A 19,538-nucleotide genomic window follows, 5' to 3' on the forward strand; every position below is an offset into this window, starting at 1 on the left:
TAAGTTTCTCCGTTACTGGCTGTTAGCTGTTGATTCTGCAGGCATTGCATTGACTGGTGCACCTGGGCGGATTTTCTGTAAACCTTCAACAATCAACTTATCGCCATTGTTTAGGCCGTCTGTCACTAACCAGTTTGAACCAACAGTACGATCAGTTTTAAGCACGCGTGCTTCTACGGTGTTGTCTTTGCTTACAACCATGGCAGTAGGCTCACCTTTGGTGTTTCTGCTAACACCGCGCTGCGGTGCTAAAATGGCATCATTTTTGACACCTTCAACAATCACTGCGCGAACATACATACCAGGCAGAAGTAATTTTTCAGGATTAGGAAATTCAGCACGTAAGGTGACTGAACCAGTGCTTGGGTCAACCGTTACTTCTGAGAATTGTAACGTGCCTTTATGTTTATAAGTGCTGCCATCTTCCATCTTTAATTCAACTTTTGAATGTAAAGCAGCATCTTTATCAAGCTCACCGGCAGCGATCGCTTTTTTCAAACGTGTTAATTCACTGCTCGATTGAGTTAAATCAACATAAATAGGATCTAGCTGAGTAATTGTTGCTAACGCAGTTGCTTGATTAGCGCTAACTAGGGCACCTGCTGTTACATCTGATTTGCCAATTTGGCCGCTAATTGGTGCTAATACTTTGCTATAGTTCAAGTTAATTTCAGCTGTTTTAAGCTGCGCCTGAGCTGTTAGTAAGTCTGCTTTTGCACCTTTATATGCAGCATCTGCTTCATCATAATCTTGTTGGCTTACAGCTTTGATACTCAACAACTCTTTGTAACGTTCAGCTTTTGCTTTGGCATTAGCGATACTTGCTTGAGCTTTAGTAATAGCAGCTTTGCTGGTAGCTACTTCAGCTTCAAATGTAGACGGATCAATTTGATATAAGGCTTGGCCCTTTTCAACTTCAGCACCTTCAACGAACATACGCGACTGGATAATACCGTTAACCTGCGGACGAATTTGCGCGATACGTGAAGCAGCAACACGACCTGGTAATTCTTTAGTTAGCGTAAGAGGTTTGCTTTGCATCTCAATAACGCCAACAGGTACAGCTTGAGCTGCCTGCGTTTGCCCTTGAGCCGATTCTGATTGGCCGCAGCCTGATAATAAAACAGCACCAGCCAAAGCTGACACTGCAAAAAATGGAATGCGAGAGCGCTGCATGTGTATTTCCTTAGTTTAGAGTGAACGATCATTCTAAACTAAAAAAGGCACAGATCAACCATATTTAAATAACTTTACATTAAATAAATAACTTGCTGTAAAGCATGTTTTGTTCAAAAGAAATAAAACGAATAGAAGGTTTGATATTATAACTGATAGCTTGTTAAAAAAATCGTTTTAAAACTATCAGTTATAGTAAATTCGCTTGATTAACTGAGCTCTTAGCCTAAGCACATACCCATTGCTCGAGCGCTTGAAATTAACGAGTGTTCTAAAGGAATAACACGATATTCAGAGGTAGCTTCTTTTAAACTGATTGGTTTAATTTCTCCGTCTTTACTGACAGGAATAAAACCAAATCGGCCATGTTTTACAAGCTCGAATGCTTGCACACCAAATTCGGCTGCTAATACTCTATCGAACGCATTAGGTGTACCACCGCGTTGAATATGACCTAGTACTGTCACTCTCACATCTAGATCAAGTACGACTCGTATTTGTGAAGCCAAATGCTCTGCAATACCACCAAGAATTGGGTTTTCATAACCAAACTCATTTGATTGTTTACTCACTACACTGCCAGCAAGTGGTTTAGCCCCCTCTGAAATTACGATGTTGGCAAATCCATGCCCTTTATCAAAACGTGATTTAAGTTTTGCTTTAATCGCTTCAATATCGTAAGGAATTTCTGGAATAAGGGCTACTTCAGCGCCTGCTGCAATTGCTGAATGCAAACAAATCCAACCTGCATCGCGACCCATGACTTCAGTTACAATCACCCGGTTGTGACTTTGTGCTGTTGGTATTAATCGATCAATGGCTTCTGTGGCGGTGTCGACAGCAGTTTGAAAACCTATTGTGTAATCAGTGCCATATAAATCATTATCAATGGTTTTTGGCACGCCGACAATATTTAAGCCATGCTCAAATAGATGCTGAGATACTCTGTGTGAACCATCACCACCAATATTAATAACGGCATCAAAACCAAGTTGCTTAATAATACTGATTAACTCATCAGAGCGGTCAATAAACACTTGTTCACCTGCTATTTCAGCAGGAAATGCGGTTGGGTTCCCTTTATTAACTGTTTCTAGAATTGTTCCACCTCGAACATGAATACCAGCCACCACTTCACTAGTTAAGTGTATAATATCATTTGGTTTTTCAAGCACACCACAATATGCTCTTCGGCTACCATACACCTGCCAATTGCCATCATGTTCGGCTGCTTTAACCACCGCTCTGATCACTCCATTAAGCCCAGGGCAATCACCCCCACTTGTTAATAGCAGTAATTTTTTCATCGTGTTACCAACTTCGTTCACTGATTAATTACAGATTAGCTTATATATTGAACTTTCGCGTATGACTTACATAAACTAAAACGCGGTTTTTTATGTGTAGAAAACAGCGCCACAAAAAGCACTAGTAATACATACTTAGGCAAACTAGTCAGTAAAGTGGTGTTATCAATATTTGCAGAAAAGGTGTTAAGAGCAAAATATAAATGCAGCGCTAAAAATGGTGTCAGCAATATAAAATATGAATACGCTTTGTCTCTAAGATACAGCGACTTACTAATAAGTAAAAACACTAAAAGTAAAGCTAATAAAGGAAGGCCTAAAGTAACGATATCAACCATTGATAAAGCAAAGTTAGGTGACAAGTCATAAAGGGCTGAGAGTACTTCAGTTGGAATCGCAATAGCTGATCCATAACCAATAACGGGTATAGATAAATAGGCAAATAAACAGCCAAAAATAGATAAAAGTAGTACGTTATATTTCATAACTCCATTCCATGGTTTGTTCATTATTAGTCTTACGCTAACTAATAATTAACAAATAATCCACTACTTTTTCAGTATCTTATACTGTTAAAAGGTCTTAACTTTAAAGGCTAGGTTTTCTACCGCACAGCCTGTACTGCTTGTGTTTACACGGTAGTAATGAGTGTTTTCAGTAGCATTTAAATCCAATAAAAACTCATCATGCTGTGCTACTGCTTGTTGCTCTTGTGTTAAACACATAGCTTGTACAAGCGAGCGTAATTTAGCATCTGAAAATATGGTGCCGAAACGCTGCATCGGCAGTGGCGGAATTTTAATACTAGGGAGTGCATTATCAACAGTTCGTTTAGCTAAGTTAAAGCCATCCATTGTTACATCAATAACCGTACCTGCAGGCCAATAACTAATAGCTCCGCTATTTTTAGCGTCTGATTGAACATGCACAACACCGCTTTTACCAATCACTGTCATTAAGGAAGTTCCACCAGCTCGTATTGATACAAGCGCTGTAGTTTCATCAACCCCAAAGCCATGTTTTTGCCCTGTATCTGCCAATAATCTAGCTAAACGCATTGTTCTGTTGCGCTCGCTAAAGTGTGTATCAAGAACACCGTACGTAAAGCTACCTAGCCCACCTTGTTTTTCATAAGTTAGGCTATCGGACGAAAGCTTATTACTGCACTCATTTTCACAGCGCTCACTTGGAGGTGAAACAGCAAACGAGCCTTCTCTCATTGCCGCTAAACTTGTACCATTTGAAATCATCGGCACTGAACCATATTCATTTTTACCACCACTTTGCACAGCAGTGCCTGCACTTGTGCCAACAAGTAATGGTCTTTGTAAAATTGCGTGAGTCCAAGGATATTGCTTACCGTTATCATCAAACAGTACTTTTCTGGTTAAACTCTGATCGCCACCGTTAAACATCATCCCCGTCGCGTTTTCAATCAGTTTAACTAAATGATCTACCCCTTTATCACAAAGCGCTTTTTCGGCCTTAATTCGATCAGGGTAAATTGTCTCACGATTAAAAACACCCATAGAGTCAGTGCGTAAAGAATCCAAACTTTCACATTGCTTACTCGTAATCGCTTTTGCTAAGGCGGGGGTTAGAGGTAACCAGCTTGATTCTACCCCCTTAAAGTTTAATAGCCCTTCATAAAAGTCAGCTGATTCATATGGATCTCGGCTAGAGGCTGTAACAGCCAAAATTGTTGGTGATTTGGTGGTTGTTTTTAATGAAGCAGCAACAAAATCTAAAATATCTGAAGTAGAGGTTTCTGTAGTTAAGTCTTTATACACTCGCTCTGTAATTCTTTGTTTTTGTTTATTAAGAATAACAACTTCTAATATATCAAATACGTAATTAAATTCACTTTCAGATAGAGACGATAGCACCTGATTATCTAGATCTCGCCAAGCCCATAACAAAGTTGCTTTACTGACTTTTTGGAACTCTTTATGTGTTAATTTATTTAATACAGCAACAACATGGTCTCGGTGCTTTGTATTGTTGTTAGGCCAAAATTGGTCAATTTTTTTAATTGATTGTTTTGTTACGCTAAAAACATTCTCTTGCTTACCGATTATGCTTTCTTTTGTTGAGCAATTCTTTGGTTTGCTACTTGAACAGATTTCTAGGTCACTACCTACCATAACTAAGGTTTGATTTGCAGGCTCAGCAAAACATAATGACGGAAGTAACGCAGTACCTGCAAGTAATGCACTGCGAGAAAATAAGGATAACTTTTTAAAAATGCGCATGTATCGGTTTTTAGCTGTATAAAATTAACAAAAGTATACCGACTTTTTAGATTGCTGAAAATGAAAGATAAAGGCGCATTATGCGCCTTCATTGCTAGTGATTCTAGATACTAATAGTTGCTCGACTTTCACCCCTTCAACATCGACAACTTCAAACTTATAGCCACCATAATTAATAAACTCTGCACGTTTAGGCAGGCGTTTCATGGTGTAGATCAAAAATCCTGCGACTGTTTCGTAATGAGACTGTTCTGGGAATTCTTCAATTTCAAGTACCTTAGCAAGCTCTACCACAGGTGTTAAACCATCAACTAACCAGGATGAATTATCACGTTGAATAATTAACTCTTCACCTTGATGGCTAATTAAATCGCCCATGAACCCTTTCATTAAATCTTTAACAGTGACAATACCGACCATTAGCGCATATTCATTAACCACAACGGCAAACGGCTCTGCCGCTTTTTTAAAGGTATTTAACGCCTCTGAAAGACTCAATGTTTCTGGCAGGTAGAAAATGTCGCGGCTTATCAATTCATTATCTATTTCGGCAGTTTGTCCTTTTAGTACTTTGCGCAAAATATCTTTTGATTCAACCGAACCAATTAATTTATCTAAACTGCCATCACACACTAAAAAGTGATTATGAGGGTGCTCAATTATTTTGGTTGCTACTTCTTGAGCATCTGCTTTGACATCAAAAAACACAATTTGATCACGAGGCGTCATCACACTCGATAAAAAGCGGGCTTCTAAATCAAATACATTGCCAATTAACTCATATTCTTGTTGCTGCAAGCTGCCGTACTCTGCCCCTGCATCCATCATCGCGACGATGTCTTCTGTGGTAACAATATCTTCTCTCTCTGCAGGTACTTTAAACGCGCGTAAAACCAAATTAGTAATACCATTAAAGAAAACAACAAAAGGTGTTAGCGCAAAAGTAACCCAGCGCATAATAGATACCACATTAACAGCAACCGCCTCAGGCATAATCATCGCTAAGCGTTTTGGTAACAAGTCAGCAAATAAGATAAACAAAGAAGTAATACTAAAAAACGAAATCAAAAAGCTAACTTGGCTCAGTAACGGACCTTGATAAATCATCCCTAAAACTTGTTCGATATAAGGAGATAATGCTTGCTCACCAACAATCCCCCCCAAAATCGCAATCGCATTTAAGGCTATTTGTATCATCGCAAAAAATGCTCCAGGTTGCTCTTGTAAGCTAAGCACTGCTTGGGCTTTTTTATTTCCTTCGTCCACCATAACTCGTAATTTGATCTTACGAGATGCAGCAATCGCTATTTCGCTCATTGCAAACAATGCACTGATCAAAATTAAAATCATAATAATGAGTAAATCACTCATTGTAGCTCCTAATAATTAAGCGCATTCAGAGTGTTGAATGCAAACAACTTTTTGCTCGTTTAGGCTAGCTAGAGTTTGGCGAGAATGGACAAAAAGCAGCTGATTATAGCCACTTTGTAGCATTCAACAAGTGCTATTTTTAATCGTTAGCAGCAAAGCCTTTGTTTAATTTTTCAAGAGTCACAGGGTTGATGTTTTTATTGCAAGCGAAGTATAACTGAGGTGTTCCGACGGGCAGTTTTAATATCGGTTTTAAATCTTCAAGCGTGTTATCGCCATCACGTTCATATTTAAACTGTTCATCGCTGAGGATGACTAAATCTATACTTGAGCGTCTGCTTTTAAGCACATCATAAATGTTGTCAAAACTATCAAGTAAGATCAGCTGATTGCGCTCATCAAAGCCATTCTCTTTTAAGTATATGTGTGAATAGTTATTTTTTAAAACTGCAATTCGGTATTTTTTAGCTTCATCAATATTAGCTATTTTTACTTGTTCAGATTTAAAAGAATAAAATGACGCCGAAAAACCACCAATGCGGGCTATCCAAGTAAATTTGTCTTCACGTGAAGGAAGCCTTGCCATAGAAAAGATACAGGTATTGCTGTCACGTAATGCTGCGTTATACGAAATTGACCAAGTGTTTACAGAAAGCTCATAATCCAATCCACTTTTTTCTAGACCTGATTTAACTTGATCAACCACAGTTCCAGTTAATACGCCGTTTTCATTTAGGTATTGAAAATTAGGGAAATTTTCGGTCACCACTGTAATTGCTGCAAAACAAGGTTGCAGAAATAGCAGCAATGACAGGGTTAGAATTGTGCGCATAATGAGCGATACCAAACAAATTATAATTATTTTTTATAATAATATAGCTCGAAGTTGCAGATATTGAAATATTATTTAGTAAAAAGGAATGAGCGGAAACGGGGTGTTTCCGCCCTAGAGTCAATTACTTATTTATTGCATTAATCAAAAATGCTGAGATTTTAGCACCTTCTCTAAGTGTTGTTTCAGAACTTGTTTGACCGATTAATGAGCTGTCTGTGAATGGTGCAATTTCCATCATGTCAGCACCAGTAATTGGGAACTCGTCAGCCAACGCAACTAGAATATCTAAAGCATGTTGTGGTGTTAAGCCACCTGCTTCTGGTGTCCCTGTCGCTGAAGCAAAACTTTCATCAAGTGCATCAATATCAAAGCTTACATAAAGCTCATCTACATTATCAGCCTTAAGTTGTGCAATTACCTCTTCAGCAACTGCTTTAGCACCACGTTCGATGATTTCGTGGGCCCAATGTTGTTTAACACCAAAAGTGTCTTCCCAATGTTGCTTAGGCTTACCACTAGAGCGAATACCAAATTGAATTAAATTACGCGGCGCCGGTAAATACTCAAGGATATGTGTACACCATGAACCAAAACATAAATCGATACCTAAACGTTCAACTAATAAGTCAGTATGAGCATCAAAGTGAATGATTGCGGTGCGTTTACCTGCATCACGTTTTGCTTTTAAGTAAGCTTTAGTCAGCGGGTAGCTAATTGAATGGTCGCCACCGATACCAAAAATACCCTTATCAGGATAGTTTGCATAAAAGCCATCACAAACATCTTCGGTGATAGACAAAGGTGATACATGGTATTCACTGTTTTCATCTGCATATAACGCTTTTTGGCAGTTTGTGATAGTCGCATCGTTAAGGTATTTATCATGTAATAAATGTGGGATTACACGTACATCACCCAAATCAAAAGCGCGAGCTTGAGGTTGTTGATCAATCAAAGTAGAGCGCAAAAACAATGGTCCCCAATTAGCACCACGTAAGATACCACCGCCACAGTCAGAGCTAATACCTAAAATAACGGCTTTGTGTTCAGAGTCAGTCAGTGTTTCAAGTGACTCTTTCCAAAGCACATCAACATTGTCTGTTTGGCCGTATAATTTAGTACGCAGCGCATCTTTACGTTCTTTTGCTGTATTGACTGTAAATACGCCATCGCCAGGAGGACAAAGACACTGACTTAGTTTTTCATGGAATGCTTTTTGTGTGTTACTCATCTCTACTCCGCTGATCATTATCTGCATATTCATGCGTAATAAAAAAAGTTACGCAATCAGGTTTGTGTATCGTTTAGATTTTTGAGGCTAAACAAATACTTGCCCAACCAAACTTATAACTATCTGAAATTAAAAGGTTATAATTTTAATGCAGAAGAATTTAAACTGCTCTAGTCAAATAAGAGCGCTGTATTTGGGCAGGTATAACATGCGCGAAAAGAAAGTCAAATTTTGCGGCAACCTACTCGATTGCCGCTATAGATTTATATTCAAGCGAAGTGAATACTCATTATTCATAGCCTCTTGGCTTCTTGGTTTTGATAACAGCAATATACGCATGCCAGCTGGCGTAGCTCAATAAAGGCATAATGACAATAAAACCAGCAGTGCCAGTAATAAAGCCTACAAACACTAAGCACAGAATTAACCCAGCCCAAACAACCATAGCACCAAAATTTGTTTTAACCGCGTTCATAGAAGAAATTACCGCAGTCATAATATCAACACGGCGCTCCATCATAATTTGCGGGGTAAATGCAGAAATAGCGAATACAGTCACCAGCAAGATACCGCCGACAATACTGCCGAGCGTTAAGAATGCAGATAACTGCTCAAAAGTCGGGTTAACAACGTTCGGGTACAATGCATGAATAAGAGCTGCTAAACGCATCCATACAATCATAATCACCATTAACAACACGGCAAAGCCCCATTCACCTGCAGGGTTTCTGAACATCGATTTAAGACTGTGCATTAAAGTGGGCTTGTGACCTTTTTCAAGCTCCCAAGCAACATCATAAAGACCAGCGGCAAATGCAGGGCCTATTAGTGCAAAGCCAACTACGGCAGGTAAAATAACCAAGTGTGTATCAAACTGATAAACAAAATACATGATAGTCGCAGGTATCAAGGTAAATACTAATCCGTATACTAGACTTAGTATGGGAGCATTAGCGATATCTTTAAATGCGAGTGCCAACCAATGAAAAGGCGCACCGATTGAAATTTTCGAGCTTTCTAAACAGCGTGCAAACTCATGGTGTTTACTCATAGAAGATGAAGCAGGCATAATATATCCTCTTTTATCGTTACTTCTTTAGGTTTAGGTTATCTGTGCAATTCTTGCAACATTCGTAATCTAATAGGACATCTGTCCTGTACTTTAAACACATATGATTAAAGTATTACGCTTTAGACAAAAATAAGGTTTAATAATGGAAAAGGTATTTCACTTAGGGCTTACTCGTCAGGACTTAAACGGCGCAACCCTTGCGATTGTCCCAGGCGATCCTGACCGCTCAGCACGCATTTCAACACTTCTCGATAACCCAGAATGCTTAGCGAAGACCCGTGAATTTCATGTATACCGAGGTGAGCTAAACGGCCATAGCGTTGTAGTTTGTTCTACCGGTATTGGCGGACCATCTACATCAATCGCTGTTGAAGAACTTGCCCAGCTAGGTATAGATACCTTTTTGCGAATTGGCACGACCGGTGCTATTCAGCCACACATTAATGAAGGCGACATTTTAATTAGCCAAGCCTCAGTTCGTTTAGACGGCGCAAGCCAGCATTTCGCACCGCTAAGCTATCCTGCAGTGTCTGACTTTTTTGCTACTCAAGCTATGGTAAATGCGTGTGATAAGTTAGGGATTAGCTTCCATATTGGTATTACAGCATCTAGTGACACCTTCTATCCAGGACAAGAACGTTACGATACCTATTCTGGCTATGTTCCTCGTTCATTCCAAGGCAGCTGTGAAGAATGGCAAAAACTAGGCGTGATGAATTATGAAATGGAATCAGCAACACTATTTACTATGTGTGCAGCACTTGGCTTGCGTGCAGCGTGTGTTGCAGGTGTATTAGTAAATCGTACTAAACAAGAAATTCCTAATGTTGACCACGGCGAGATTGAGAAAAAATCAGTCGCCGTCGTCATTGAAGCTGCAAAACTATTGCTAAACTAATCGTTAACTAGTTTAGCAACACAGTGTTCAAATGCTGGTGGGTTTTCAAAACTTGCCAGCACACTTTTAGCCACCTCATACTGATTTTCAGCCCCTTGTGTTTCTAGCAAGGTTATTGACTTAACCGTTTTATCATCAAAAGTTAAACCCGCAAGATAAAACTGACTCAACGCACTTTGTAGCGGAGAAAGGCTTGGACTATAAGCTGCATTTTCTGCATAGCTTCCGTAAAAGTCACCTTCTGTATATGTACTTAATCTAACAGCACTAAAATTACCTGTATATGGTACGTATGCATTAAGCGCCAATTGAACTAGTTTTTCATCGTTAATACTCGTTTCTGCAAATTGCTTATCTCTTTGTTTATGTGAAAACAAGCATTCTTCATTACCTAAATCTTTTGGACCAAATGAATGTGGTAACAACTCATGTAGGTTAAAGTCCCGTTCTGGCAATAAAATCTCAAGTGAGTCTGCGGTGCTCAATTCATTCATAAATTGACGGCAATAACCACAAGGTGCATCACTGATAGCAATTTTTTGAACTGCTTGCGCGCCGTTAAGCCACGCATTATTAATCGCTGATTGCTCAGCATGTACAACCAAACTTAATGCTTGATGAGAAAACTCGACATTAGCACCAAAATAAAAGTTTGTTTCGCCTTGTTTGTTTAACCCAACTGCAACAGCACCCACATAAAATTTAGAAATAGGTGCGACAGAAAATAAACTTGCGACGGGTACACAGGCTTTTTGTAACTCAAGTTGGCTAACTTCGAACTGCTGACAAAGAGAAGAAATATCTGATTGAGATAAGATGCCACGCTGCTTTTTAAGCTGGTCAAAAAGAGAGTTTTTTTGTTGTTCATTGAAGCTAAACGGCTCAGATTTTTGAGCTAGTTTGCTTGCATCTATCCTAATTGCTGTCATAACAAATTATAATTATTAATTGGCTAAACAGTTTAAAAGGTTACGTATTGAATTGCTAGGTTTTGGCGTTAAACATCCCGATTATTAGCACAAAAAAAGCTAAAAATTAGTGGTATTTGTAAGCCCAGATATACAAATATATTTCCAATAGCTAAGCTCAGCATTTATTGATGCACTAACCAGTTTTTAGCTTTGTTAAAACATTCAAAGTTTTCAGCTTGTAAGTTATAGCGCTTTGCTTTTTGCATAAATAAATCGTGCATAAATCCATCAAAACTTACCACAATAGCCACTACAGCTTCTTTCAAAGAGTTTGCCACTTCCGGCATGATGGTGAATAAATCAGCAGGTGCGAAGTTGTGAGTCAATTCAGACACGTCAACGAGTATTTTTTCTGACCCATATAATACCGAGTATTGTTGGGCAATTTGGTAAAAATTAATCACATCCTGTGCACTAGCAGTCCCTCTTAACGTCATCATCACGAGTGACGTCGATGCATCATAAGTGATGCAAGTAGACACGTTTGGCATAAGTTACTCTAAAAAAGTGTGGGAGTTGTTTTTGGCTCAACGGTAGCTGATCTAAAAAGCTGGGCTATTTTATTGATATCGCCCTTCCAGTCAATACCTAGCAATAAAATAGGTATGACCAGTTGCATATTTCATATTTTAGGATTAGTTTTAATCTGAAAATCTGCCATTCGAGTTCACACCCTATTTACTTTATAAACATGTAAGAGATTTCCTCTAAACAAATAAGCAATTTCAGATAAACCTGTATTTAGTTAAAATTTATAATGTAAAGCGTTATTAAGACAGTAAAAGGAGTGAGTGCTTTATGTACTCATTTTTAAAATGGATTGGTGTGCCATGAAAGCGCGTTTGGTTTTGCTCATTAGCTTTATACTATTGATTTTATTATATTCAACAACAATTAATGCAATGCCTAACAAAGAGTTTAATGAACTCAGACTTTCAATAAGGCAAAGCTATGCAAGCTCACCACAAGAAGGCCTAAAGTTTGTCAATGCCCTCATAGAAACTACCGAGCTAACATTAGAACAAAAGATTATTGCTACTAATTATAAAGCTTGGTTCTTATTAGAGACAGACGAGCTAGAACAAGCCATGGAAACCATTGTTAAGTACATGAATATGGTTTCTCAGTCTGATGAAAAAGACCTCATGTATGGCTATTTCAATATTTCCGGTGGGATTTATGCACGCTTAGGTCTATATGAAGAAGCCTTAGCTTACTATCGCGATGCCATGCCATTTGCACAATCTCGAGATGAACGTTTAGTTTATCAAACCGAAAATAATATCGCTTTGGTAAAGCTACGTTTAAACCGTTACAAAGAAGCTGCTGACTCGTTCACATACTATCGAGATTATGCCCGCAGTAAAAATCAAACTCTGAACGAATCATTTGCTAGTAATAACTTAGCGCTTGCTTTAATTGGATTAAAACAGTATTCAAACGCACTCAAGGTTATCAATGAAGCTATAGGGTTACAAAACCAACATAACTACACCACTCACCTTGCTTCAAGCCTAGTTATAAAAGCCAAAATATTACGTTTTCAAGGTTTTTTAGAAGACTCAGAAAAGGTACTAAACGAGGCTTCGACTCTTATTGAAAATAAAAAGCTTGAAAATGAGCAACTTAATATCATTTTATGCTTAGCAGAAACGTATGAAGCACAAGGTCATACTGAGAAAGCGCTCGATACACTAGCATCCGTTAACATACAAGCTGTTAGCCATACTAATTTTGAAGTCCTATTATCGATTGCAAAATTGACTGCAGAGCTTTACGAACAACAAAAAATTTATGCAAATGCACTAAGCGCTTATAAACAATATTCGTACATTAATGAAGCTATTTTAACCAGACAAGCAAAAGTGAACCTAGCTAAAGCATTAGCGGAAGCTGATGTAGCCGCAAAAGAGGTAAGAATTTCTGAATTGACTCGTGCTGAACAAATAAAAGCGACGAAAGCCAATGCATTTAAAGATCTCACTATTGTTGTAAGTATATGTTTAGTAATTATTTTATTTGGCTCTTTTATCGCAATTAATAGTATCGACAAACAAAAACAAAAATTAGCTAAAGCATTAAAACAGTTAAAAGATACTCAAAATCATCTTATTGAAATAGAAAAAATAGCGTCTTTAACAGCACTAGTATCCGGTATGGCGCATCAACTTAATACCCCTATAGGCACCATAGTTACAGCAAGTTCATTAATAGATGATTACATGGAAGGTTTAGAAGAAAAATTTAAAGCCCGAGAGCTGTCTAGCAAGCATTTTCATAAATTTATTACCGATACCAATAATGCTAAAGACCTTGTGATCAACAGTATTAATCGACTTGCCGGAATTGTAGAAGAATTTAAAGCGCTTAATGTGTCTATACACCTAGATAAACCGATGAGCAAAATACAGCTTTCAAGCTTTCTTAACCATCGTTTATGTCCTTTGAGCAAACATCTTGGTAAACAAATTGATTTTAAAATTCATGGCGATGAAGCAACTATTACATCTTATCCTACTATCTTAAGTGATGTATTAAAAACCTTAGTTATTAATTCCTGTGAGCATGGCTTTGTTAATTCGGATAAGGGAGTGGTCGAAGTTTCAGTCAAAGCGTTTACGCATGTGGTTGAAATTATCTATCAAGATAACGGTGTGGGAATCAGTGATGAAATTCTACATGAAATATTTACCCCTTTTTACACCACTAATCTAGGGGGTAATCACTTAGGGCTTGGTTTAAACGTGGTATTTAACGCGGTTAAATACAACCTAAGAGGCAAAATCGGCGCCGAGTCATGTAAACACGGCGCACGATTTGTTATTAGCCTACCAATCGATGCTCAATTAGTAGATGACACTAGCTATTAACCGGTATTACGCATACCTGCTGCAATACCTGTCATCGTGATCATCAAGGCATTATCAATATCACTTGCAGAGTTTTCATCAGCTTCACGTGAACGACGCAGTAACTCAACTTGTAATAAGTTAAGTGGATCTGTGTAAGGGTTACGAAGCGCGATTGACTCTTTGATCCAAGGCTGGTCTGCAAGTAAGCTCTTTTGTGGGCTAAGCGATTGAACAAGCTCAATAGCCTCGCTCAATTCCTGACGTAACTTCACACCTAATGGCTTATATTGCTCAGTAACAAGTGCATCATCATAATGAGCACTTAACCATGTATCGGCTTTACTAAATACCATCTCTAGCATCTCTAAACGAGCACGGAAGAATGGCCATTTTAAGCTCATTTCGTGAAGTGTTTCGATGCCATATTTATCTAAAGCAGCTTTAAGGCCTGTTAATGCACCTAACCAAGCTGGCAGCATTAAACGATTTTGGCTCCATGCAAAGATCCATGGAATAGCACGAAGGCTTTCTACACCCCCATTCGGGTTACGCTTAGCCGGGCGAGAGCCCAAAGGTAATTTTGAGAGCTCTTGTTCTGGCGTTGCCATTCTAAAGTAAGGAACAAAGTTTTCATCATGACGCACAACTTGACGGTAATGTTCGCATGAGTCTGCACTAATAAGATCCATAACATCACGCCATTCGCTCTTAGGCTCTGGCGGCGGCAATAAGTTACTCTCAAGTACCGCACCGGCATAAATGTTTAAGCTTTGTAGTGCGACAGCAGGCAAACCAAACTTAAAGCGGATCATTTCACCTTGCTCTGTTACACGCAGGCCACCTTTTAATGAGCCTGGAGGCTGAGAACGAAGCGCCTGTGCAGCTGGAGCGCCACCACGACCAACAGTACCACCACGGCCGTGGAATAAGATAAGCTCAATACCGCGCTCTTCGGCTAATTGAACGAGTTTATCCATTGCTTCATATTGTGCCCAACCAGCAGCCATCATGCCTGCATCTTTTGCTGAGTCTGAGTAACCAATCATGACATTTTGCTGATTTTGAATATGACCACGGTACCAAGTGTTATCAAGTAAACATTCAATAACCTCTTTACCATTATTTAAGTCATCTAAGGTTTCAAATAACGGTGCAACCGGCAAGTTAAACTTGCAACCACTTTCTTTAAGCAGTAATTGCACAGCCAGTACATCAGATGCAGTACGTGCCATCGAAATAATATACAAGCCAAATGTTTGTGCGTCTTGCGCTGCTATCACATCAAACGTATCAAGTACTTCTTGTACTTCAGGGCTTGGCTGCCAATGTTTAGGTATTAGTGGTCTACGAGAATTCAGCTCCGCAAGTAAGAATGCTTGTTTATCTTCTTCTTGCCATTGATGGTAATCTCCTAAACCTAAATAACGTGTTAGCTCTGAGAAAACATCACCATGACGTGACGAGTCCTGACGCACATCAAGTTTTGCAAGGCGCAAACCAAAGCTGTTAATGCGGCGCAGTACATCAAGTAGCAAACCGTCTGCCACCACTTTCATGTTGGTTTTAATTAGCGAGCGATAACACACTTCAATAGGGTGCTTAATTTGCGCAATATCGGTAATTAAATCTTCAGAGTCAGTGCGCTTTTTCTTAATTTTAGCGCCCAAATGCGTCACGGTTTCGGCAATTTGATTCTTTAATTTTTTAAGTACCGCACGGTAAGGTTCAAAGTCTTGCCCTGCAAGCTCAACTAATTCATCGCTTGCATCAGACATAGATAACTCATTACTTAGCGTCTCAATGTCACGCGAATACAAATCAAGTGCCATCCAACGGCCATGGTCTAACACTTGCTGAGTGACTTCAGCGGTTACAAACGGGTTACCATCACGGTCACCACCCATCCATGAAGTAAATTCAATTGGGCTGAAATCAATCGGTAATTCAAGATCAAGCTCTGCTTTTACGTCCTCACCAAACTCGCGTAGAAAACGTGGAACGGCATGCCATAAGCTATTCTCAATAACCGCAAAACCCCATTTAGCTTCGTCAATTGGCGTTGGGCGTGAGCGACGGATATCGTCAGTATGCCACGCTTGGCTAATAAGCTGGGCAATGCGGTTTAATAAATCTGCACGTTCACTAGGTAAGTTGTCTTTACGCTCTAAAGAGGCAAGACAATCACTTAATTCTACGTGTTTATTGATCATTGTACGGCGTGTCACCTCAGTTGGGTGAGCCGTCAGAACTAAATTGATGTGGAGTTTTGAGAGTGTTTGCGCCAAGTGATTAGGGTCCACTTGACCTTGCTTTGATGCAGTTGCTAACGCTTTTAATGTTTGAGTGAGAGGGTTTAGTTGGCAAAAACCAACATCATTAAAGCGTGATACGGTATGAAATTGTTCAGCAACATTAGCAAGATTCAAAAAATGATTAAATGAGCGTGCAACCGGTAATAGTTCTTCATCTGTGAGAGCGTGTAGTACTTCGATAAGCGCTTGTCTGTCGGCTTCGTTACCACTACGTGACGATTTAGATAAAGCGCGAATCTCTTCTACCTTATCTAAAATGGCTTGTCCTTGTGCATCTTTAATGGTTTGACCCAGCATTTGTCCAAGCATACTAACATTACCGCGAAGTGCAGCATATTGTTCACTCATTCTCATACTCCTTTCTTTAACTAAGTTGAAAGTACTTACTGCACAGTATTTAGCCAAGCACGAACGCAGCTAAATACTGATCCCTTTTATTAATATCATTGTCAGCGTTAATTTAATAGATCGAATTTTCTAACATACTCGTAAAAAAGAATAACCAATCTATAAACATAAAAGTGTAATAAATACGCAGCTTAGTCAGCTACAAAGCGTTAAAGTTAGCTCAATTGGTAAAATGGACTTACCAATTCAAAAGGTAAAATCCCCGTAATTTAAGGCATCCTTAAAGTTTGCATGGTCAAATCTTTACCCGCCTTTTTTATGTGTTTGTAGGGTTAGATCAAGACAAACAGAGCTACTATCATTTTATTAGTTGGTGAAAGTTTGAGCGAAAAAATTCAAATATTTTTATAACAGGTCAAAAATGCAACTCTATATTTTGTGTGGCACAAGCAGTGAAATCGCTAAAGCCTATTTCACTACTCTAAGAAAACAAATCAGAAGCGGTCATATCGTAACCATCAGTCGAAGTGAATTTAAGGCGCCTTTTGATGAAATATCAAACAATGAGATCAGCCACCAGCATTTTATAACTGATTACTCAGAGCAAAGCCTAAGAGGAATTGCCGTAGAATTAACTAGTAACCAATATGATTTAGCACAATTGATGATATTTAACGGCCTGCTGCATGATCCAGATAATGCGCCTGAACGTAAACTTGAGCAAATATCTGAGCAGCACTTTATAAATAGCATGACGACAAATGCTCTACTACCAATTCGCTGTGTGACTTTATTCTCAACGCTCTTAAAGCCACAATTTTCAACTGTGGTGTGTGCCCTTAGTGCACGTGTTGGAAGCATTAGTGATAACAAGTTAGGCGGTTGGTATAGCTATCGGGCATCTAAGGCGGCACTAAACATGTTATTTAAATCTGCAGCGATTGAACTTAACAGACGCTATAAAAAATGCCACTGCGTGTTATTTCACCCAGGAACTACTGATACGCCATTATCAAAACCTTTTCAGGCAAATGTGCCCGAAGGGAAGCTATTTACCCCTGAGTTTGTAGCCGAGCAATTGTATTCATTGATAAGTGATACTGATTATTTACAACAATCACCCAGCCCAGCCTACTTTGACTGGCAAGGAAAACCCATAGACTGGTAACAGGACAATTATGCATTTTACAAAACAAGCTATTGCTGATTTAGAAAACCGCTACCGCGCCCACTTAATTAATAGTTTGTCGGGATTTAAAAGTGCCAACTTAGTTGGCACACAAGATAATAATGGCCAAACTAATTTAGCGATTGTAAGTTCAGTATTTCATCTTGGGGCACATCCCCCCTTAGTGGGTATGATCATTAGGCCTCATTCAGTGCCTCGCCATACCCTAGAGAACTTATTAGCCACTAAGCAGTACACGATTAACCATGTGAACAAAAATATCTATGATAAAGCACATCAAACATCTGCACGCTACGACAAAGACGAATCTGAATTTGATGCTACAGGGCTCTGCACTGAATACCTAAATAACTTCACAGCACCTTTTGTTAAAGAGAGCAAGCTTAAGTATGCTCTTGAGCTCAAAGAACACCACCACCTTGCCATTAATGGCACTGAGCTTATTATTGGAGAAATCACTGATATCTACTTAGATGAGGCTTGTTTGCAAGAAGACGGCTTTGTCGATATTGAAGCCATTGATACAGTCGCAGTTAGCGGGCTTGATAGTTACCATGTAACTGAACGTTTAGCCCGCTTAGCTTATGCTAAAAAGTAATCGCTAAATTTAAGCATTAGATTATGAATGGCTTAGGCGCATGGGTTAACACCTCAAAGCCAGACTCGGTGACAACTATGTCATCTTCAAGTCGCACACCACCATAGCCTGGTATATAAATGCCAGGTTCAATGGTGATCACATTACCTACTTCAAGGTTGTAATCTGTGAGTGTGTTGATAAATGGTACTTCATGTAAAAATAGCCCTAAACCATGGCCAAGGCCTTTTCCGGCGTATTCGCCAAACCCCGCATCCGCAATCACCTTATTTGACATAGCATTTAATTCTAAACAATTAACGCCAGGTTTAACCATTTCAAGTGCCGCATTTTGCGCATCAAGAACAGTATTATAAATACGGGTTTGTTTTTCTGACGCTTCGCCAATAATGTAACTACGAGTCATATCAGAGCGATAACCATTTACAACAGCACCAAAATCAAGTGTTACAAAGTCACCATGCTTTAAAACCTGATCTGATGGATTGCCATGCGGCAGTGCAGAACGTTCAGCAAACAGCATAATAGTTGCAAACGACATTCCTTCTGAACCTAGCTTTTGCATTCTATATTCAAGCTCTAAGGCAAGGTCTCGTTCAGTCACACCTGGTTTAAAATAAGACAGCGTTTGTGCTAAGGCTTCATCAGCAATAGCTGCAGCAGCTTTAATTTGTGCTACTTCCCAGCTATCTTTAACGCGTCTTAGCTTTTCTATTAGACCGTTTATGGCTGTTAGAGTGTGACCATTAAGCTCATCTGCAACACCTTGCCAAATCGCAACTGTGACATAACTTGCATCAAATGCGACATGGCTGTTTGGTTTAAGGTGCCTGTTAATACAATGACCAAGGGTTTCGTTGTCTCTATCTCGACAAACAACCTCAAATCCTGTTGTTTCTGCAATTGCACGTTGATGGTAACGATAATCTGTAATCAGCACACACGCATTTTGAGTAATTAATGCATAAGCAGCATTACCACTAAAACCACTTAAGTAACGAATATTTTCATGACCTAGTACTAACATGGCGCTGTAACCTTGTTGTTCTAGTAAGGCTTTAAATTCAGCTTGTCTTTTTAAGTAATTAACTTGCATTGTCGCTCCTTATTTTTTGCGCATGCTAAC

The 19,538-nt window shown here is 39.1% G+C and carries 16 protein-coding genes; 4 read left to right on the forward strand and 12 right to left on the reverse strand.

Annotation, left to right across the window (positions count from 1 at the left end; genetic code table 11):
- Positions 1–12: 12 nt before the first annotated feature.
- From J8Z25_RS19870 to J8Z25_RS19905, 8 genes are all read right to left on the reverse strand, one after another.
- The gene (locus J8Z25_RS19870; protein WP_250662128.1) at positions 13–1,176 is read right to left on the reverse strand and encodes an efflux RND transporter periplasmic adaptor subunit; all 1,164 of its coding nucleotides are present in this window, start codon (positions 1,174–1,176) and stop codon (positions 13–15) included.
- Positions 1,177–1,397: 221 nt separating this feature from the next.
- Entirely contained in the window at positions 1,398–2,483 is a 1,086-nt protein-coding gene (locus tag J8Z25_RS19875) for a 6-phosphofructokinase (RefSeq protein ID WP_250662129.1), read from the reverse strand.
- A 35-nt stretch (positions 2,484–2,518) separates the two neighbouring features.
- On the reverse strand, positions 2,519–2,968 hold the full coding sequence (locus J8Z25_RS19880) for a hypothetical protein (RefSeq protein ID WP_250662130.1): 450 nt from the start codon (positions 2,966–2,968) through the stop codon (positions 2,519–2,521).
- A gap of 87 nt (positions 2,969–3,055) precedes the next feature.
- Positions 3,056–4,735, reverse strand: a complete 1,680-nt coding sequence (locus tag J8Z25_RS19885; RefSeq protein ID WP_250662131.1) for a cyanophycinase — start codon at positions 4,733–4,735, stop codon at positions 3,056–3,058.
- Between the two features lie 78 nt (positions 4,736–4,813).
- Positions 4,814–6,106: a polyamine export protein PaeA gene (paeA, locus tag J8Z25_RS19890; protein ID WP_250662132.1), complete on the reverse strand. Its 1,293-nt coding sequence runs from the start codon at positions 6,104–6,106 to the stop codon at positions 4,814–4,816.
- A gap of 139 nt (positions 6,107–6,245) precedes the next feature.
- Positions 6,246–6,938, reverse strand: a complete 693-nt coding sequence (locus J8Z25_RS19895; RefSeq protein ID WP_130052443.1) for a substrate-binding periplasmic protein — start codon at positions 6,936–6,938, stop codon at positions 6,246–6,248.
- Positions 6,939–7,062: 124 nt separating this feature from the next.
- Positions 7,063–8,172, reverse strand: coding sequence for an arginase family protein (locus J8Z25_RS19900; protein ID WP_130052444.1), 1,110 nt, complete (start codon positions 8,170–8,172; stop codon positions 7,063–7,065).
- A gap of 289 nt (positions 8,173–8,461) precedes the next feature.
- A complete protein-coding gene (locus tag J8Z25_RS19905; protein WP_130052445.1) occupies positions 8,462–9,241 on the reverse strand; it encodes a DUF2189 domain-containing protein in 780 nt (259 codons plus the stop codon).
- Positions 9,242–9,386: 145 nt separating this feature from the next.
- On the opposite strand from J8Z25_RS19905, the gene udp reads away from it, so the two are divergent.
- The gene (gene udp, locus J8Z25_RS19910; protein ID WP_130052446.1) at positions 9,387–10,142 is read left to right on the forward strand and encodes a uridine phosphorylase; all 756 of its coding nucleotides are present in this window, start codon (positions 9,387–9,389) and stop codon (positions 10,140–10,142) included.
- On the opposite strand, the gene cdd is transcribed toward udp, so the two are convergent.
- Together cdd and J8Z25_RS19920 are read right to left on the reverse strand one after the other, a co-directional pair.
- Positions 10,139–11,071, reverse strand: coding sequence for a cytidine deaminase (gene cdd / locus J8Z25_RS19915; RefSeq protein WP_250662133.1), 933 nt, complete (start codon positions 11,069–11,071; stop codon positions 10,139–10,141). The genes udp and cdd overlap by 4 nt on opposite strands.
- Positions 11,072–11,235: 164 nt before the next feature.
- Positions 11,236–11,604, reverse strand: a complete 369-nt coding sequence (locus tag J8Z25_RS19920) for a hypothetical protein (protein ID WP_130052448.1) — start codon at positions 11,602–11,604, stop codon at positions 11,236–11,238.
- A gap of 339 nt (positions 11,605–11,943) precedes the next feature.
- Here J8Z25_RS19920 and J8Z25_RS19925 point away from each other — a divergent pair, with 339 nt between their 5' ends.
- Positions 11,944–13,983: a tetratricopeptide repeat-containing sensor histidine kinase gene (locus J8Z25_RS19925; RefSeq protein ID WP_250662134.1), complete on the forward strand. Its 2,040-nt coding sequence runs from the start codon at positions 11,944–11,946 to the stop codon at positions 13,981–13,983.
- Here J8Z25_RS19925 and ppc read toward each other — a convergent pair.
- Complete coding sequence (gene ppc / locus J8Z25_RS19930; protein WP_167657264.1) at positions 13,980–16,625, reverse strand: phosphoenolpyruvate carboxylase; 2,646 nt, start codon at positions 16,623–16,625, stop codon at positions 13,980–13,982. The genes J8Z25_RS19925 and ppc overlap by 4 nt on opposite strands.
- Positions 16,626–17,046: 421 nt before the next feature.
- Here ppc and J8Z25_RS19935 point away from each other — a divergent pair, with 421 nt between their 5' ends.
- Together J8Z25_RS19935 and J8Z25_RS19940 are read left to right on the forward strand one after the other, a co-directional pair.
- Positions 17,047–17,793 (forward strand): SDR family NAD(P)-dependent oxidoreductase, encoded by a 747-nt coding sequence (locus J8Z25_RS19935; protein ID WP_250662135.1) that lies wholly within the window; start codon positions 17,047–17,049, stop codon positions 17,791–17,793.
- A 10-nt stretch (positions 17,794–17,803) separates the two neighbouring features.
- The gene (locus J8Z25_RS19940) at positions 17,804–18,412 is read left to right on the forward strand and encodes a flavin reductase family protein (RefSeq protein ID WP_250662136.1); all 609 of its coding nucleotides are present in this window, start codon (positions 17,804–17,806) and stop codon (positions 18,410–18,412) included.
- Between the two features lie 16 nt (positions 18,413–18,428).
- Here J8Z25_RS19940 and J8Z25_RS19945 read toward each other — a convergent pair whose 3' ends face one another.
- A complete protein-coding gene (locus J8Z25_RS19945) occupies positions 18,429–19,508 on the reverse strand; it encodes a M24 family metallopeptidase (RefSeq protein WP_250662137.1) in 1,080 nt (359 codons plus the stop codon).
- Positions 19,509–19,538 lie beyond the last annotated feature (30 nt).

This window comes from Pseudoalteromonas sp. SCSIO 43101 (assembly GCF_023650775.1).
Taxonomy (GTDB): Bacteria; Pseudomonadota; Gammaproteobacteria; order Enterobacterales; family Alteromonadaceae; genus Pseudoalteromonas; species Pseudoalteromonas apostichopi.

Excerpts from the sequence above, each read along its gene's own strand:
- J8Z25_RS19870 (WP_250662128.1), bottom strand. The coding sequence starts at position 1,176 with ATGCAGCGCTCTCGCATTCCATTTTTTGCAGTGTCAGCTTTGGCTGGT.
- J8Z25_RS19875 (WP_250662129.1), bottom strand. The coding sequence starts at position 2,483 with ATGAAAAAATTACTGCTATTAACAAGTGGGGGTGATTGCCCTGGGCTT.
- J8Z25_RS19880 (WP_250662130.1), bottom strand. The coding sequence starts at position 2,968 with ATGAAATATAACGTACTACTTTTATCTATTTTTGGCTGTTTATTTGCC.
- J8Z25_RS19885 (WP_250662131.1), bottom strand. The coding sequence starts at position 4,735 with ATGCGCATTTTTAAAAAGTTATCCTTATTTTCTCGCAGTGCATTACTT.
- paeA (WP_250662132.1), bottom strand. The coding sequence starts at position 6,106 with ATGAGTGATTTACTCATTATTATGATTTTAATTTTGATCAGTGCATTG.
- J8Z25_RS19895 (WP_130052443.1), bottom strand. The coding sequence starts at position 6,938 with ATGCGCACAATTCTAACCCTGTCATTGCTGCTATTTCTGCAACCTTGT.
- J8Z25_RS19900 (WP_130052444.1), bottom strand. The coding sequence starts at position 8,172 with ATGAGTAACACACAAAAAGCATTCCATGAAAAACTAAGTCAGTGTCTT.
- J8Z25_RS19905 (WP_130052445.1), bottom strand. The coding sequence starts at position 9,241 with ATGCCTGCTTCATCTTCTATGAGTAAACACCATGAGTTTGCACGCTGT.
- udp (WP_130052446.1), top strand. The coding sequence starts at position 9,387 with ATGGAAAAGGTATTTCACTTAGGGCTTACTCGTCAGGACTTAAACGGC.
- cdd (WP_250662133.1), bottom strand. The coding sequence starts at position 11,071 with ATGACAGCAATTAGGATAGATGCAAGCAAACTAGCTCAAAAATCTGAG.
- J8Z25_RS19920 (WP_130052448.1), bottom strand. The coding sequence starts at position 11,604 with ATGCCAAACGTGTCTACTTGCATCACTTATGATGCATCGACGTCACTC.
- J8Z25_RS19925 (WP_250662134.1), top strand. The coding sequence starts at position 11,944 with ATGAAAGCGCGTTTGGTTTTGCTCATTAGCTTTATACTATTGATTTTA.
- ppc (WP_167657264.1), bottom strand. The coding sequence starts at position 16,625 with ATGAGTGAACAATATGCTGCACTTCGCGGTAATGTTAGTATGCTTGGA.
- J8Z25_RS19935 (WP_250662135.1), top strand. The coding sequence starts at position 17,047 with ATGCAACTCTATATTTTGTGTGGCACAAGCAGTGAAATCGCTAAAGCC.
- J8Z25_RS19940 (WP_250662136.1), top strand. The coding sequence starts at position 17,804 with ATGCATTTTACAAAACAAGCTATTGCTGATTTAGAAAACCGCTACCGC.
- J8Z25_RS19945 (WP_250662137.1), bottom strand. The coding sequence starts at position 19,508 with ATGCAAGTTAATTACTTAAAAAGACAAGCTGAATTTAAAGCCTTACTA.